Genomic DNA, 12,788 nt, shown 5'->3' with positions numbered 1-12,788 from the left:
TGGCTTGCCAACTGCAGGGCTACCGTTCGCGCCAGCGGGCCGGAGGCCTTAAGCCCGCCCTGTACTGCGAAGCAGTCAGGGTCGGGTAGTTTACGCTCAAAAGCTCGACCATGACAGATCCCAAGCCGATATCTCCGCCTGAACAAAAGGCTGCTTCGGCCTCTTTTCGATCTCCTCAACCGCTCTGGCTCAGCCTAGCGCTGGGGATCACCACTGCTCCCGTTTTGTTGGGCTTGGTCTTGGCAGATCGAGCCGAGAAATGGCTGGGATCCCTGAGCTGGGAAGATCCGGGTTGGTGGCTGGGGGAGCGGCTGCCCAACTTAGACAGCGCCCCGCTACAGGCCCATGAGCAACAACGCAAAAACTCTGCCCCAGTCGAGAACCCCTAGCTTCTCCGTCACTTTCGTATGATCGGGTAAGCGAACCAGCAGCAGGAGTTAACAGCCTTTGCGTAGACCGGCCAAACCGTCTCAGGAGTTCGCCTCCACATTCTCGGGGGTGCTGTTTTGGACGAGCGCATTTCTCTTCACAACGGTGTTGAGTGCTTGTCTGGGCTACCTATTTGGTCAGCGAGCTCTATCGGGGGTTTCTTCTCCCGTCACCGGCGCCGGTCGGGCTTCTCCTTCCCGCGAAGTTCGGGATCCCCGTACTGTGCCTTTGCTGAACGAGGCTGAGGTAATTGCAGCAGCCGAAGCCAGCCTTCGTCCGTCCCCAACTCCCACTCCAACACCCACCCCGGTTGCAACTCCCACTCCAACACCCACCCCCAGATTGTCTCCTGAATTGGCGGCGGCCCCGTCGCCAACTCCTCGCCCCGCCACTCCATCTCCTCCACCTCCCCGTCCGCGTCAGCAGGACGGAGTTCCTGCCCCGCCGGTGCCCACACCACCTCCGCCCCCCCTACCAATTGCCGCCAGTGGACAGGTCTCTATGCAGGTGCTTTCGGTTCGTCGCGAGGGAAGCCAAGTGGTTCTGAATGTAGCTATGCAAAACAACTCGGCAGAGACGGTGCGCTTTCTCTATAGCTTCCTGAACATTACTGACGACAATGGACGGTCGATCAACGCGCTCACCCAGGGTTTGCCGGGGGAGCTGCCCCCCAATAGCCAAGTCTTCCAGGGAACCATCCGCATCCCAGCCTCGAGCCTAGCCGGATCCCGATCCCTGTCCCTGAGTTTGGCTGATTACCCCAGCCGCCGCCACCGAGTGGGAGCCAGTGGGATCCCAGTGCCGCCGTAACACCCCTCTTCCTTTAGCTTCAGACCACAGATCCGGTCACGTAGCGTTGCGGAGCAACAGGAGCAACAAAGTTTGTACGGGGAACATGAGGTGGAGTTGAGAAGAGGTGCCTAGCCCAACCTTTGAACAGCCTGAGGAAATCCGAGCGCTTTTTGACCGCATTGCTCCCCACTATGACTCCCTCAACCAAACCTTGAGCCTGGGCCTCCATCAGGTTTGGAAGCGTATGGCCGTGCGTTGGTCGGGCGCCAGCTCAGGAGGATATGTGCTGGATCTGTGCTGTGGAACCGGTGATCTGGCTCTGCAGTTGGCCCGCCGAGTAGGACGAAGGGGACATGTGGTGGGCCTAGATTTCTCTCCCGCCATGCTGGCGATTGCCCGGCGTCGCTCCCGGCTCTTCCCTGGCTACTCCCTGGAGTGGGTTTTGGGAGATGCCTTGGCCTTACCTTTTCCCGACAGTAGCTTCGATGCCATTACCATGGGCTACGGCTTGCGCAATGTAACCGATATTCCCCAAGCCTTGCGAGAGATTGGGCGAGTACTGAAGCCAGGGTGTCGTGCCGCCATTTTGGATTTTCACCGCCCCACAGGGATCCCTCTTTGCGAGCAATTTCAGCGCTGGTACTTGAACACTCAGGTGGTTGCCCAGGCCAAAACTTTGGGACTGGGATCCGAATATGCCTACATCGATCCCAGCCTAGATCGCTTCCCCTCTGGAGAAGAGCAACGACAAATGGCCCTGCAGGCAGGGTTTGCCAGTGCCAAGTTCTACCCCCTAGCGTGGGGCATGATGGGGGTACTGGTGATTGCGAAAAAGAATCCCTCGGCCTAGCCGTGGGGAGAGTGCCAAGTATGTTAGAAGTGAACGAAAATGAGATCTCGATAGGATGTCGGTTTGCCTATCGGCTGTTGTCGCTATAGTGGTTGAACACCATGCTGGATCCCCTTTTGGAAGAGAAAATCCGTGAACAAATCCGTACCCACAAGGTGCTCATCTACATGAAGGGCACCCCGGAAATGCCCCAATGTGGGTTTTCCTATGCCGCCGTTCGTGTGCTGGATAGTTTGGGCTTCCCCTACACGGCGATTAACGTCCTCGAGGATCCCGAGATCCGCCAGGGGATCAAAGAGTTTTCCAACTGGCCTACTATCCCGCAGATCTATATTGATGGAGAGTTTGTGGGCGGTTGCGACATCATCCAAGAGATGCACGCCCGCAACGAGCTGCGTCCGCTGGTCGAGGCAGCCTTTGCCAAGGCCACGGCTCAACCTTAAGGGATCCCATCTCATCCAGAAGGGTTGCCATGCTTACCCCCGAATACCTTCGGCAGCACCTGACTGAGAAGCTGCAGGCTCTTCATGTGCAGGTAGAGGATGAGTCCCACCTTCACATCGGCCACGGGGGCGGGACAGGAGGGCACTACCGAGTTCAAGTGGTGTCGCCTCTGTTTGTTGGCAAAACGACTCTACAGCGACATCGCCTGGTGTATGCTGCCCTAGCCGAACAGATGGGGTGGAGCATTCATGCGTTGGCCCTGCAAACTTACAGCCCTGGAGAGGTTTCTGCGCAAGGGATCCCTGAGCAGATCGGCTAGCATAGAGGGCAAAATCGCGGCCCCATCAGGGCAGAGGAGGGAGCATGGCAACTCTTTTGGCCACCTGGCTGATGTCAGCCTTGAGTGTAATGATCCTGGCTTGGCTTTTGCCCGGAATCCACGTCTCTGGATTCGGGGGTGCTTTGGTGGCGGCTCTGGCCATTGGTCTGGTCAATGGTTTGGTCAGGCCGATTCTCCGGTTGATCACCCTGCCGATTACAATTCTTACCCTGGGCTTGTTTTGGCTAATTTTGAACGGCATCTGCTTGGTCATTGCCGATAAGCTGGCCGGGAATGCTTTCAACATCGATAATTTCGGCTGGGCGTTTATCGGCGCGATTGTACTTTCCATCGTCAGTGGCTTGGTTCAGCAGGTTTTCGAGCAAGGTGTGCAGAACTGACTCTGTCTGGAGCTGCCAAGGGCCAGGGTTGATATTGCTGTTCTCGAAAGAATTGCGGCAACACTTTATTCAGTTATTCAGTAACTTTTAAGGCTCAGCTCAGATCCTTGGTTAGATAGTCATCCAGAGAGGCTTCCTGAAGAGTAGGCTGGGAGAACGTCAATACGCTACCCGGTGGCAGCCGTCCTTTGAAGTCATCGGCAACTGCACTCTCTTGGCCCTACCTGCTCAATCGCTGCTCAAGAATCACAAGCTTCTCCATAGGAAACCTGCACAAAACCTGTAAACTACTAACCCAAAGAAGGTACTACGGGTAAGCATACCGAAAAGTTTTTACAGCAGCTTTATTCAAGGCCACTTGTAGGATTGCCTAATCAATAAAAACGAATGGGAAAAAGGCGAGGATGAAATCAATTACGCTGGGATTTAGGAGCTGGTTGGTATGAAGGCGTTGCTGCTCTATCCGCGTTTTCCTCAATCATTCTGGTCTTACAATCGCACCATTGAGATGGTGGGGCTAAAAGCGCTAATGCCACCTCTGGGCTTGATCACCGTTGCTGCTCTGCTACCCCAACACTGGGAGATTCGCTTTGTGGATCGCAATGTAGCTGATGAAACAGAAGCCGATTGGCAGTGGTGCGATCTGGTGATCTTGTCAGCCATGTTGGTGCAGAAGCAGGATTTCCACGCCCTCATTCGCAAAGCGGTGCAGTTGGGCAAAAAAGTAGCGGTGGGCGGACCCTATCCAACTTCTGTGCCGCAAGACGCCCTGGAATCCGGGGCTCACTATTTGGTTTTGGACGAAGGGGAAGTGACCATACCGGCTTTCGTCAAGGCCCTAGAAGCAGGTCAAGAGTCGGGCATTTTTCGGGCCGCCGAAAAGCCGGACGTAACCCAAAGTCCTTTGCCGAGGTTTGATCTGCTGCGTATGGATCAATACTTCATGATGTCAGTCCAATTTTCGCGAGGTTGCCCCTTCAATTGCGAGTTTTGCGACATCATCTCTCTTTACGGACGCAAGCCGAGAACCAAAGAGCCAAGTCAAATGCTAGCCGAGCTGCAAGCTCTCTATGACTTGGGTTGGCGGGGTTCGGTATTTGTGGTAGACGACAACTTTATCGGCAATCAGCGCAACGTCAAGCGATTTTTGCGAGAGCTGATCCCTTGGAGCCAGGAGCGCAATTACCCATTTACCTTTATGACAGAGGCTTCGGTTAACCTGGCCGAAGATGAAGAACTGATGAGGTTAATGGTAGAGGCGGGTTTCTATGCTGTCTTTTTGGGCATTGAGACTCCAGACCAAGACAGCTTACAGATGACTCAAAAGCTACAAAATACCCGTCACCCTTTGGTGGAAGCCTGTCGCAAGATCAACGAGGCTGGACTGCTGATCTATGCTGGGTTTATTCTGGGCTTTGATGGAGAGCGGCCAGGAGCAGGGGAGCGCATTCAGGCTTTTGTCGAGCAAACCGGTATTCCTCAGCCAATGCTGGGCATTTTACAGGCTTTGCCAAACACACAGCTCTGGAATCGCTTGAAGAAAGAGGAACGGTTGCTGGAAGGGATCGGCGTGACTGAGTTTGGCGATCAAAATACACTGATGAACTTTATTCCCACCCGTTCTCTATCGGAGATTGCCCGAGAGTATCTGGAAAGTTTTTGGAAATTGTATGATCCTGCGCGATATTTATCTCGCTGCCTGCAACAATGCCTGAATATCGGCATCAAAGATGGCCGGCGGCAAATGATGAAGCTGCCCCTTCGCAAAGGGATCCACCTGCTTCTACAACTCATCTGGCGGCAAGGGATCCTTCACCCTGAAATTCGCGCCCAATTTTGGCGGCAGCTATGGACGATTTGGCGACAGAAACCGAGCCTGCTGAACCTATATTTGGGCCTCTGCGCTGCAGGAGAACACTTTTGGGAATATCGGGAATTGGCCCGCGCCCGGCTTACCCAGCAACTGGGATACGATCCTTTGCTGGCCAGCTCATCTTGACAGTATTTCTGGGGGAATGGTCTATCGATAGAGGATGCCCGGATGGGGCCTATGCGGCGACGACAGTTGGGGGCGATGGTGCTGGGATCCCTGTGGGCTGTTTGGGGAGGCTCTCGGCAGGCCCAAACGTCCGGGCGCGGAGATTGGCTGGCCGTGGAGCTGTTCAGCCGCTGGAGTGCGGATCCCTTGGTCGAGTTGGAGCTGATGGGCCCTTTTGTTTTAAATCAGCAGCCTTTTCCAACAGGCACCTGGAAGTTACAGGTTCGCCGCCAAGAGCTCCTGCTGACCGGGCCGGGACAGCCTCGTCGCTACCAGGGATCCCTTTGGCTACAGGGGGGAGCTCTGCGCTCCCTCGCAGGGGAGGAGCGTCGCTATCGGGGCTGGGTACAGATTCGTCCCAAGGGTTTAGGTCGCCTGCATCTGGTGAATTGGGTGAAGTTGGAAGACTATCTGCTGGCTTTGGTGCCCAGCGAAATGCCCGCCGACTGGCCAGCTGCCGCCTTGCAGGCGCAAGCCATCTTGGCCCGTACCTTGGCCGTTCCCCATCTGTGCCCCGGCCCCAGAAGAGAATGGCCCTCTACCTCGATAAGGCTATTGCAGGATTCCACCGCCCACCAGTTTTATGGTGGCCTGGCCTATGAAACGGCGGCGACCACTGCTGCGGTGCAGGCAACCCGAGGGCAGATCCTAACCCATGCCGGCCAGCCGATAGAGGTTCTGTTTCACTCCACCTGCGGCGGTCACACCAGTGCCAACCAGGATATTTTTGCCCCACCCGCCCGCCCCTACCTACAAGGGGTGATCTGTGACGGGTGTCGTGCCTCTCCTTTCTATGGCCCTCACAGCGTCCGACTCAGCCGACGGGAGTTGGAGCAAGCCTTGGGCAACGGCGATCTGGAGATTGTGCAGTCGGATCCCTGGGGTCGCCCTGTGCGCATTCGCGTTGGATCCCAACTGTTGACTGGCCAAGAGTTTGTGCTGCGCCTTGGCCAAACCCTGGGTTGGGGGATCCTCCCCAGCAACCGCTTCACGTGGGAACGTCTCCAGCCAAAGGCCGGCCAGCAGGAAGTGTACCTTTTTACCTATCGCGGAGCCGGGCATGGGGTGGGACTGTGTCAGTGGGGATCCCGCGGCTTGGCCGAGCAGGGCTACACAGCGCCGCAAATCCTCAATCACTACTTCCCCGGCACCCAGGTGATAACATAACGTTGAGCTGAAGGTTGTTGATCCCGACTTCAATACTCCTGTGTCTCTTGCGCATTCCCATCGTCGCCATCCTGCCTACTGCTACTGCAGCGAGCTGGAACATGCCCAGATTCTCAAGCGCCAGCAGCAGGATCCCTTGCCGTTTGCAGAAGCGATGCGGGTGCATTGCCAATCGGGAAGCCGCTGTGGCCGCTGCTTGTGGCCCTTGGAGCAGTTGTTTCGTCAGCAAAGCTGCTACATAGCCGATCCCTGAGCCACCTTGAGCAGGCGACCTTGGGCCATCGCACCCCAAGAAGCTGACCTCAGGCGGGGGCTTTGGGGGTGATCTTCACAATGGTGGGACGGGATCCAACCTGAGCTGACCCATTCGCTTGCGGCTCTTTGGCCATCCCGCTGCCAGTGGAAGTGGTTTGCGCTTTACGCCGCTTCTGCGGCACAGCATTTCCGGCCTGCTGGGCTGTAGGGCTGCTGGAGGCAGTTTTGGCTTGGGTTTTACTGACCGAGGAGCCCGCTTTGCCGGTCGAGCGGCTTTTCCCCTTGACCTCTGCAGAAGAGCCTTCCTTTTCGGCCAGCACCTGCAGGGCCATTTCCAGGGTAACCGCTTCGGCAGGGATCCCTTTGGGCAAAGAGGCATTGACCTTGCCATGTTTGACATACAGCCCGTAGGGGCCGTCGTGCAGATTGACCGGCTCACCATCCTTAGGATGGGATCCCAGCTCCCGCAAGGGCTTGGCAGAGCCGCGCCCACGGCCTTTCTTGGGCTGGGCCAACAACTCCAGCGCCCGCTCCAGGCTGATGGTCAGCACATCCTCATCGGCGGGCAGAGAGCGAAAATCGCCATCGCAGACCACGTAGGGGCCGAAGCGGCCAATGCCGGCCTGCACTTTTTTCCCCGATTCCGGGTGTTCCCCCAAGGTGCGGGGCAAGCTCAGCAACCCCAAGGCGATCTCTGGCGTAACCTGATCCGGTTTCAGCCCTTTGGGCAGAGAGGTGCGCTTGGGTTTTTTGTTGTCCTCAGAAACTTCCCCCAACTGCACATAGGGGCCATAGGGGCCCTGCGGGATCACGTAGATGGGCTCTTGGGTTTCCGGGTGAAAGGCAATGGGCTTGGGGCCTTCTTGCTTCCGCTGGATTAGCTCCGCAATGTGTTCTGGGCTCAGATCGGCGGGGGGAATATCCTCCGGCAAGTTGGCGCGCACCTCTCCAGACTCAGTTTCAACTGCTACATAGGGGCCATAGGGGCCAATGCCGATCTTGACAGGCAGGTTCTCCAGATGGATGGAGCGGGCCAGGCCGGAATCAATTTCCAGCTCGCGCGCCTTCACCTGTCCCTCGAGACCCTGCTCGCCCAAGAAGAAATGGCGCAGATAGGGCAGCCACTCCGCCTGTCCAGAAGCAATGTCGTCCAGCGTTTGCTCCATCTCGGCGGTGAAGCGGGTATTCACCAGGTTGGGAAAGTATTTTTCCAGTAGCTCGGTGACTGCAAAAGCCGTGTAGGTGGGCACGAGGGCACTTCCCATCGGCCTGACGTAGCCACGGCTCATGATCGTATTCAAGATGGTGGCGTAGGTGCTGGGGCGGCCAATGCCCTCACTTTCCAACACCTTGACCAAGGAGGCTTCCGTATATCGGGCTGGAGGCTGGGTTTCGTGGGCAACGGGTTCCAGCTTCTGGCAGCGGAGGGGATCCCCCTGCCGCAACAGAGGCAGATGCACCTCCCGATCTTCCAAAGCCGCCTCTGGGTCGTCGGATCCCTCCACATAGGCGCGGAAAAAGCCGGGAAAATCGATGCGCTTGCCGCTGGCCCGGAACACCGCATCGTCTACGGCGATGAGTACGATGGTGTGGGTCTGCCGCGCCTCAGCCATTTGGCTGGCGACGGTGCGCTTCCAGATCAGGTCGTAGAGGGCCAGCTCCTGGCCGGAGAGGGGGGTTTGGCTGGGCAGGCGAAACTCTGATCCAGCAGGACGAATGGCCTCGTGGGCTTCTTGCGCCCCTTTGGTTTTGGTGGTGTACTGACGGGGCTCGGGGCTGAGATATTCTCTGCCGTACATCGACTCCACGCAGGCGCGGGCAGCGCGGATGGCCTGCTCCGACAGGTGGACCGAATCGGTGCGCATGTAGGTGATGTAGCCCTCTTCGTAGAGCTTTTGGGCAATGCGCATCGTCTGCTGGGCCGACAGGTGCAGCTTGCGGTTGGCCTCCTGCTGCAGGGTGGAGGTGGTAAAGGGAGGGGCAGGTTTGCGGGTGGAGGGGCGCTCTTCCACAGAGCTGACGATCCAGGCTTTTCCCAGCAAGCGATCCCGCAGGGCCTCGGCCTGGGCCTGATCCAACAACACCACATCCCGCCCGGCAATGAGCTGGCCGGTGCTGGGATCGAAGTCTTGCCCATTGGCCAGGCGTTTGCCACCCAAGCTCACCAGCTCTGCTGGAAAGACAGCCTGCTGGCCGGCGACGGTCGTTTTGGGCTGCAGCTCCGCTTTGAGATCCCAGTAGGAGGCTTTTCTGAAGGCGCGCCGCTCCCGCTCTCGATCCACCAAAAGCTTGACCGCCACCGACTGCACCCGTCCTGCCGAGAGTTTGGGGGCAATTTTTTTCCACAGCAGCGGCGACAGGGTATAGCCCACCAGGCGATCCAAGATGCGGCGGGTCTCCTGGGCACGCACCAGTTGTTCATCCACCTCACGGCAGTTTTGCAGCGCCTCCTGAATGGCCTCGCGGGTAATCTCGTGGAACACCATGCGGCGGGTGGGCACTTTGGGTTGCAGCACCTGCTGCAAGTGCCAGCTAATGCTTTCCCCTTCGCGGTCTTCGTCGGTGGCCAGGATCAGCTCGTCCGCCTTCTTGAGCGCTTCCTTCAGCTCCTTGACCACCTTTCTTTTGTCCTTGGGGATGACGTAGAGGGGCTCAAAGTCGGCGTGGACATTGACCCCCAGGCGGCTCCACTCTTCTCCTTTCAATTCTTCTGGAATTTCAGATGCCGAATCGGGGAGATCCCGCACATGTCCCATCGAGGCCTGAACTTCGTACCCCGCAGGCAAGAATCCACGGATGGTACGGGCTTTGGTGGGAGATTCGACAATGACCAGCTTAGGCATAATTGAGGTTGGCAGCAATCGGCTTAGGTTGTCGCATTTCCCGCCCCAAGGATTGGGCGGGCCAGCATACACTGCAAGAGGTGCTTAAGATAGACAGCCTACTTTTCTGGAGCGTAGCAAGTCTGTCTGCGCTTGACCAGCCGTCATCGGCGATGATCCGAGCGGTCTGGCCCCATCTGGCTGCTTTGCAGGACGATGAAACTACACCATTTTTCCATTCGCACCGCCGATATCTTCCGCTCCATCGCTTTTTACGAGGGGCTGGGCTTTGCGGTGGAAGAACGCTTTACTGCCGGGATCACGCTGGCCTGCTGGATGCGCGGCCCCTGGGGGCGTTTGGAGCTGATGCAAGTGCCGCAGCCCCATCCTGCCCCGGATCCCTTTGGGGATCCCCACTATGTGGGCTACTACCATCCCGCTTTGGAGATCGAGCCTGCATGGGAATCCTTGGCCGCTTATTTGGAGCATCTGCAGGCGCAAGTGCCGTTCACCCTGCTGCTCCCGCCCCAGCAGCAGCAAATCGGCAATCAAATCTACGAGGTGGCCTTCATTGCCGATCCCGATGGCCTACCCATCGAGTTGCTCCGCCTACAGGGATCCCCAAAATCCGAACGGGGTTAGCAGTCTGCATTCGGCAAGGGGAGTGGTTGAGGCTTTCACCCAGAGAAGTGGCGCCGACGTTTGCTGAGCTGCCGATCCTTCTGTTGGACTTGCCATTGGGTGGAATCCAAAATTATGGTTGTTTCAGGTTAAGATGGGGAACCTGAGCTACTGAGAAAAGCCTTCTGGCCCCCTATATTGCTTCGCAACGCTGACGCGACGACGCGACCAACGGTTTAGGTGTGGGCAAAGTGTCCTAGTTTGAATCGAAATGACTGTAAGTCTAAGGCTAAGCTGTTGATATCCCCCCTGCCCGAAGGAAAGGGATTCTGGTTCCTGGTTCTGCGATAGCACTAAAACCTATTTAGTTTAGGTTGGATCCAGTCGCGAGACTGTCGGGTTTTTATAGCGCTCCGCGCCGCCGTAGGCGAGAGCAGTTGACTACCCTGCCCCTGCTAACAAACACATATAACTATAACAAACGTATAAAGTAGTACAAAGCTGCCCTGGAAGGGCGGGGCTTTAAACCCAGTTTTCTTGGTAAAGCCTGTGGGGAACTAGAGAGGATTTGTTGGTTGTAGACCGAATTGGCAATGAAAACTCAGCTTCCGGTTACCCTCTTGACGGGCTTTTTGGGCAGTGGTAAGACTACCCTACTCAAGCGCATCTTGGAGGAGGAGCATGGGTTGCGCATTGGAGTGATCCTCAACGAGTTTGGCGAAATTTCCATCGATGGAGAGCTGATCAATCTGCCCGAAGAGGGGCTGATGCAGCTCAGCAATGGTTGCCTTTGTTGCACGGTGCGAGAAGATTTTGAACAGGCAGCCCGAGAGCTGCTGCAGCGTGCCCAGGCGTTGGATTACCTGGTGGTGGAAACCAGTGGGGTAGCGGATCCCAGGCAGGTGACGGAGCTATTTGTGCAGAGGACTTTTCATGAGGAGTTGCGCCTGGATGGTGTGGTGACGTTGGTGGATGGGGCCGAATACTGGCAGAATTTCCGGCGCTCGCAAACTGCTGCCCACCAGATCAGCAGTGCCGACATTGTGTTGCTCAACAAGGTGGACTTAATCGGCGAAGCCGAACGAGAGCGGATCCTTCTGGATCTGCGCCGCTACAACCCCGATGCCCCTTGCCTGCTCACCACCCATGCCCAGGTGCCCTTGGCCCGCATCTTGGATGTGCATGCCTTTCGTCCGGAATTGTGGGATCCCAGGCTCCCCGATTCGGGGACTGAGGCCCACCCCAGCCATCACCTGGAGGAGGACGGGATCCAATCGGTGAGCTTTCAACTGCAGCAGCCGCTGGATTTGGGGGCCTTTCGCGATTGGCTACAAGACTTGTCCGAGACCGTTTTTCGCGCCAAGGGGGTGCTGTCGGTTCTGGATGAGCCGCAGCGGGTTATCTTCCATCAAGTGGGCCAGCGGCAAACCCTTTTTCTGGAACGGGACTGGGATCCCGATGAGCCCCGCTTGTCCAAAATTGTGTTGATTGGCAAAGGGCTGGAGCCGGAACAGCTGGCTGCCGGCCTCAGCCGGGTGTGCGGGGCAACCGCCGCTGGCTAAGGATCCTCTTCAGTTTTTTCGGTTTTTGGATTGGGTGATCTGGGATGGCTCGCAGCAAACTTTCAGAGCAAGAACAACAGCAAATTGTTAGCGCCTACCGCGGCTCAGCAGCGACCGCCGTCGAATTGGCGGAGCAATTTCAGGTGAGCATCACCACCATCACCCGCGTGTTGAAGGAAAATATCGCCGCCGATGAGTACCAGCGGTTGATCCATCTCAAACGCTCGGCTGCCCGCCGCAAAGACATGGGGGAAAAAGCTGTTGTTGGCGGGATCCCAGCCTTGGAGCAGCAGATCTTGCCGCTGGAGCCGGAGCTGCCTTTTTCATCTCCCTCGCTGCAGCCGAACGCAAACGACGAAGGCGAGGATAACACCGCTGGAACAGAGTCTCTGCCAAAACTGCCCCCAGAAGAACTGCCGTTGGCGGCTGGGCTTCGGGAAGATCTGGAGGATGTGGAGGAAGAGACCGAAGAAGACCGTGACCTTGAAGACGAGGACGAAGATGAGGACGACCCTGACTATCTCCTAGAAGATGAAGATGGGCCAGAAGAGGATCCCCTCACCGATCCCAGCTATCAAATTCAGGTATTACCCCTGGAAGAGCTCACCCTACCGGAAACCTGCTATGTCGTTGTTGACCGCTACCAAGAACTGACCACCCGCCCTCTCAAAGAATTCTTTGGCTCGGGATCCCTGCCCATCGAAGGGATGGATAACGCCAATACGCTGCCCATTTTCGACAACCACAAGGTGGCCCGCCGCTTTTCCGAAATGAGCCGTCGGGGCAGCAACACCTACCCACCCTACCGGGTAATCCAGTTTCCCGGCTACATTCTGGAGATTGTGCGCACCCAACTGCAAAAGAAAGGCATCACCCATCTGCTCATGGATGGGCAGATCTACAGTCTTTGACCGGCTCCTCAAGCTCGGGAGCGGGGGATTCCCGTTACTGGCGCAGGTTTGCAGCCCTGCGTGAGCGCCGTCGGCCTACTTCGCCACAGCAGCAGTACCCGTCTCCCTAGGAGCCTGGGCTGCCCCGCTCCCACGAGCCACCCACGCCAACGGAGCTGAAGGCTCCTAACCTCAGTC

At 57.3% G+C, this 12,788-nt stretch carries 13 protein-coding genes; 12 read left to right on the top strand and 1 reads right to left on the bottom strand.

The features are described from left to right. Nucleotides 1-110: 110 nt before the first annotated feature. From ACVWYZ_RS01110 to ACVWYZ_RS01070, 9 genes are all read left to right on the top strand, one after another. Nucleotides 111-389, top strand: coding sequence for a hypothetical protein (locus tag ACVWYZ_RS01110; protein ID WP_457465569.1), 279 nt, complete (start codon nucleotides 111-113; stop codon nucleotides 387-389). A gap of 148 nt (nucleotides 390-537) precedes the next feature. Then, nucleotides 538-1,239 carry a hypothetical protein gene (locus ACVWYZ_RS01105; RefSeq protein WP_457465567.1) on the top strand — a complete coding sequence of 234 codons (702 nt, stop codon included), beginning with the start codon at nucleotides 538-540 and terminating at the stop codon, nucleotides 1,237-1,239. A gap of 106 nt (nucleotides 1,240-1,345) precedes the next feature. Further along, nucleotides 1,346-2,071: a bifunctional demethylmenaquinone methyltransferase/2-methoxy-6-polyprenyl-1,4-benzoquinol methylase UbiE gene (gene ubiE, locus ACVWYZ_RS01100; RefSeq protein WP_414427990.1), complete on the top strand. Its 726-nt coding sequence runs from the start codon at nucleotides 1,346-1,348 to the stop codon at nucleotides 2,069-2,071. A 101-nt stretch (nucleotides 2,072-2,172) separates the two neighbouring features. After that, nucleotides 2,173-2,514, top strand: a complete 342-nt coding sequence (gene grxD, locus ACVWYZ_RS01095) for a Grx4 family monothiol glutaredoxin (RefSeq protein WP_457384223.1) — start codon at nucleotides 2,173-2,175, stop codon at nucleotides 2,512-2,514. A gap of 29 nt (nucleotides 2,515-2,543) precedes the next feature. Beyond that, nucleotides 2,544-2,834 carry a BolA family protein gene (locus ACVWYZ_RS01090; RefSeq protein ID WP_414357925.1) on the top strand — a complete coding sequence of 97 codons (291 nt, stop codon included), beginning with the start codon at nucleotides 2,544-2,546 and terminating at the stop codon, nucleotides 2,832-2,834. 44 nt (nucleotides 2,835-2,878) lie between these two features. Next, the gene (locus ACVWYZ_RS01085; protein WP_457465565.1) at nucleotides 2,879-3,235 is read left to right on the top strand and encodes a phage holin family protein; all 357 of its coding nucleotides are present in this window, start codon (nucleotides 2,879-2,881) and stop codon (nucleotides 3,233-3,235) included. 442 nt (nucleotides 3,236-3,677) lie between these two features. Then, nucleotides 3,678-5,234 carry a B12-binding domain-containing radical SAM protein gene (locus tag ACVWYZ_RS01080; RefSeq protein ID WP_457465563.1) on the top strand — a complete coding sequence of 519 codons (1,557 nt, stop codon included), beginning with the start codon at nucleotides 3,678-3,680 and terminating at the stop codon, nucleotides 5,232-5,234. Nucleotides 5,235-5,285: 51 nt separating this feature from the next. Continuing rightward, nucleotides 5,286-6,440: a SpoIID/LytB domain-containing protein gene (locus ACVWYZ_RS01075; RefSeq protein ID WP_457465561.1), complete on the top strand. Its 1,155-nt coding sequence runs from the start codon at nucleotides 5,286-5,288 to the stop codon at nucleotides 6,438-6,440. A gap of 40 nt (nucleotides 6,441-6,480) precedes the next feature. Then, nucleotides 6,481-6,693: a hypothetical protein gene (locus ACVWYZ_RS01070; RefSeq protein WP_414399313.1), complete on the top strand. Its 213-nt coding sequence runs from the start codon at nucleotides 6,481-6,483 to the stop codon at nucleotides 6,691-6,693. 49 nt (nucleotides 6,694-6,742) lie between these two features. Here the strand turns inward: ACVWYZ_RS01070 and topA are convergent, their stop codons facing one another. Continuing rightward, nucleotides 6,743-9,538 carry a type I DNA topoisomerase gene (gene topA / locus ACVWYZ_RS01065; protein ID WP_457465559.1) on the bottom strand — a complete coding sequence of 932 codons (2,796 nt, stop codon included), beginning with the start codon at nucleotides 9,536-9,538 and terminating at the stop codon, nucleotides 6,743-6,745. 195 nt (nucleotides 9,539-9,733) lie between these two features. Between topA and ACVWYZ_RS01060 the strand changes: the two genes are divergently transcribed. The 3 genes from ACVWYZ_RS01060 (at nucleotide 9,734) to ACVWYZ_RS01050 (ending at nucleotide 12,611) form a co-directional block, all read left to right on the top strand. Next, nucleotides 9,734-10,159 (top strand): VOC family protein, encoded by a 426-nt coding sequence (locus tag ACVWYZ_RS01060; protein ID WP_457465557.1) that lies wholly within the window; start codon nucleotides 9,734-9,736, stop codon nucleotides 10,157-10,159. Nucleotides 10,160-10,731: 572 nt separating this feature from the next. Next, nucleotides 10,732-11,700 carry a CobW family GTP-binding protein gene (locus ACVWYZ_RS01055; RefSeq protein ID WP_457465556.1) on the top strand — a complete coding sequence of 323 codons (969 nt, stop codon included), beginning with the start codon at nucleotides 10,732-10,734 and terminating at the stop codon, nucleotides 11,698-11,700. 44 nt (nucleotides 11,701-11,744) lie between these two features. Continuing rightward, nucleotides 11,745-12,611: a hypothetical protein gene (locus ACVWYZ_RS01050; RefSeq protein ID WP_457465554.1), complete on the top strand. Its 867-nt coding sequence runs from the start codon at nucleotides 11,745-11,747 to the stop codon at nucleotides 12,609-12,611. Nucleotides 12,612-12,788: the final 177 nt, after the last annotated feature.

It is taken from the genome of Thermostichus sp. MS-CIW-37, assembly GCF_054060065.1.
The sequence above is the reverse complement of the archived record's forward strand: the minus strand, read 5'-3'. Positions and strand labels throughout refer to the sequence as shown.

Coding starts and splice junctions, on each gene's coding strand:
- ACVWYZ_RS01050 (WP_457465554.1), top strand. CDS start 11,745: ATGGCTCGCAGCAAACTTTCAGAGCAAGAACAACAGCAAATTGTTAGC.
- ACVWYZ_RS01080 (WP_457465563.1), top strand. CDS start 3,678: ATGAAGGCGTTGCTGCTCTATCCGCGTTTTCCTCAATCATTCTGGTCT.
- ACVWYZ_RS01075 (WP_457465561.1), top strand. CDS start 5,286: ATGCGGCGACGACAGTTGGGGGCGATGGTGCTGGGATCCCTGTGGGCT.
- ACVWYZ_RS01085 (WP_457465565.1), top strand. CDS start 2,879: ATGGCAACTCTTTTGGCCACCTGGCTGATGTCAGCCTTGAGTGTAATG.
- ACVWYZ_RS01055 (WP_457465556.1), top strand. CDS start 10,732: ATGAAAACTCAGCTTCCGGTTACCCTCTTGACGGGCTTTTTGGGCAGT.
- ACVWYZ_RS01060 (WP_457465557.1), top strand. CDS start 9,734: ATGAAACTACACCATTTTTCCATTCGCACCGCCGATATCTTCCGCTCC.
- topA (WP_457465559.1), bottom strand. CDS start 9,538: ATGCCTAAGCTGGTCATTGTCGAATCTCCCACCAAAGCCCGTACCATC.
- grxD (WP_457384223.1), top strand. CDS start 2,173: ATGCTGGATCCCCTTTTGGAAGAGAAAATCCGTGAACAAATCCGTACC.
- ACVWYZ_RS01090 (WP_414357925.1), top strand. CDS start 2,544: ATGCTTACCCCCGAATACCTTCGGCAGCACCTGACTGAGAAGCTGCAG.
- ACVWYZ_RS01110 (WP_457465569.1), top strand. CDS start 111: ATGACAGATCCCAAGCCGATATCTCCGCCTGAACAAAAGGCTGCTTCG.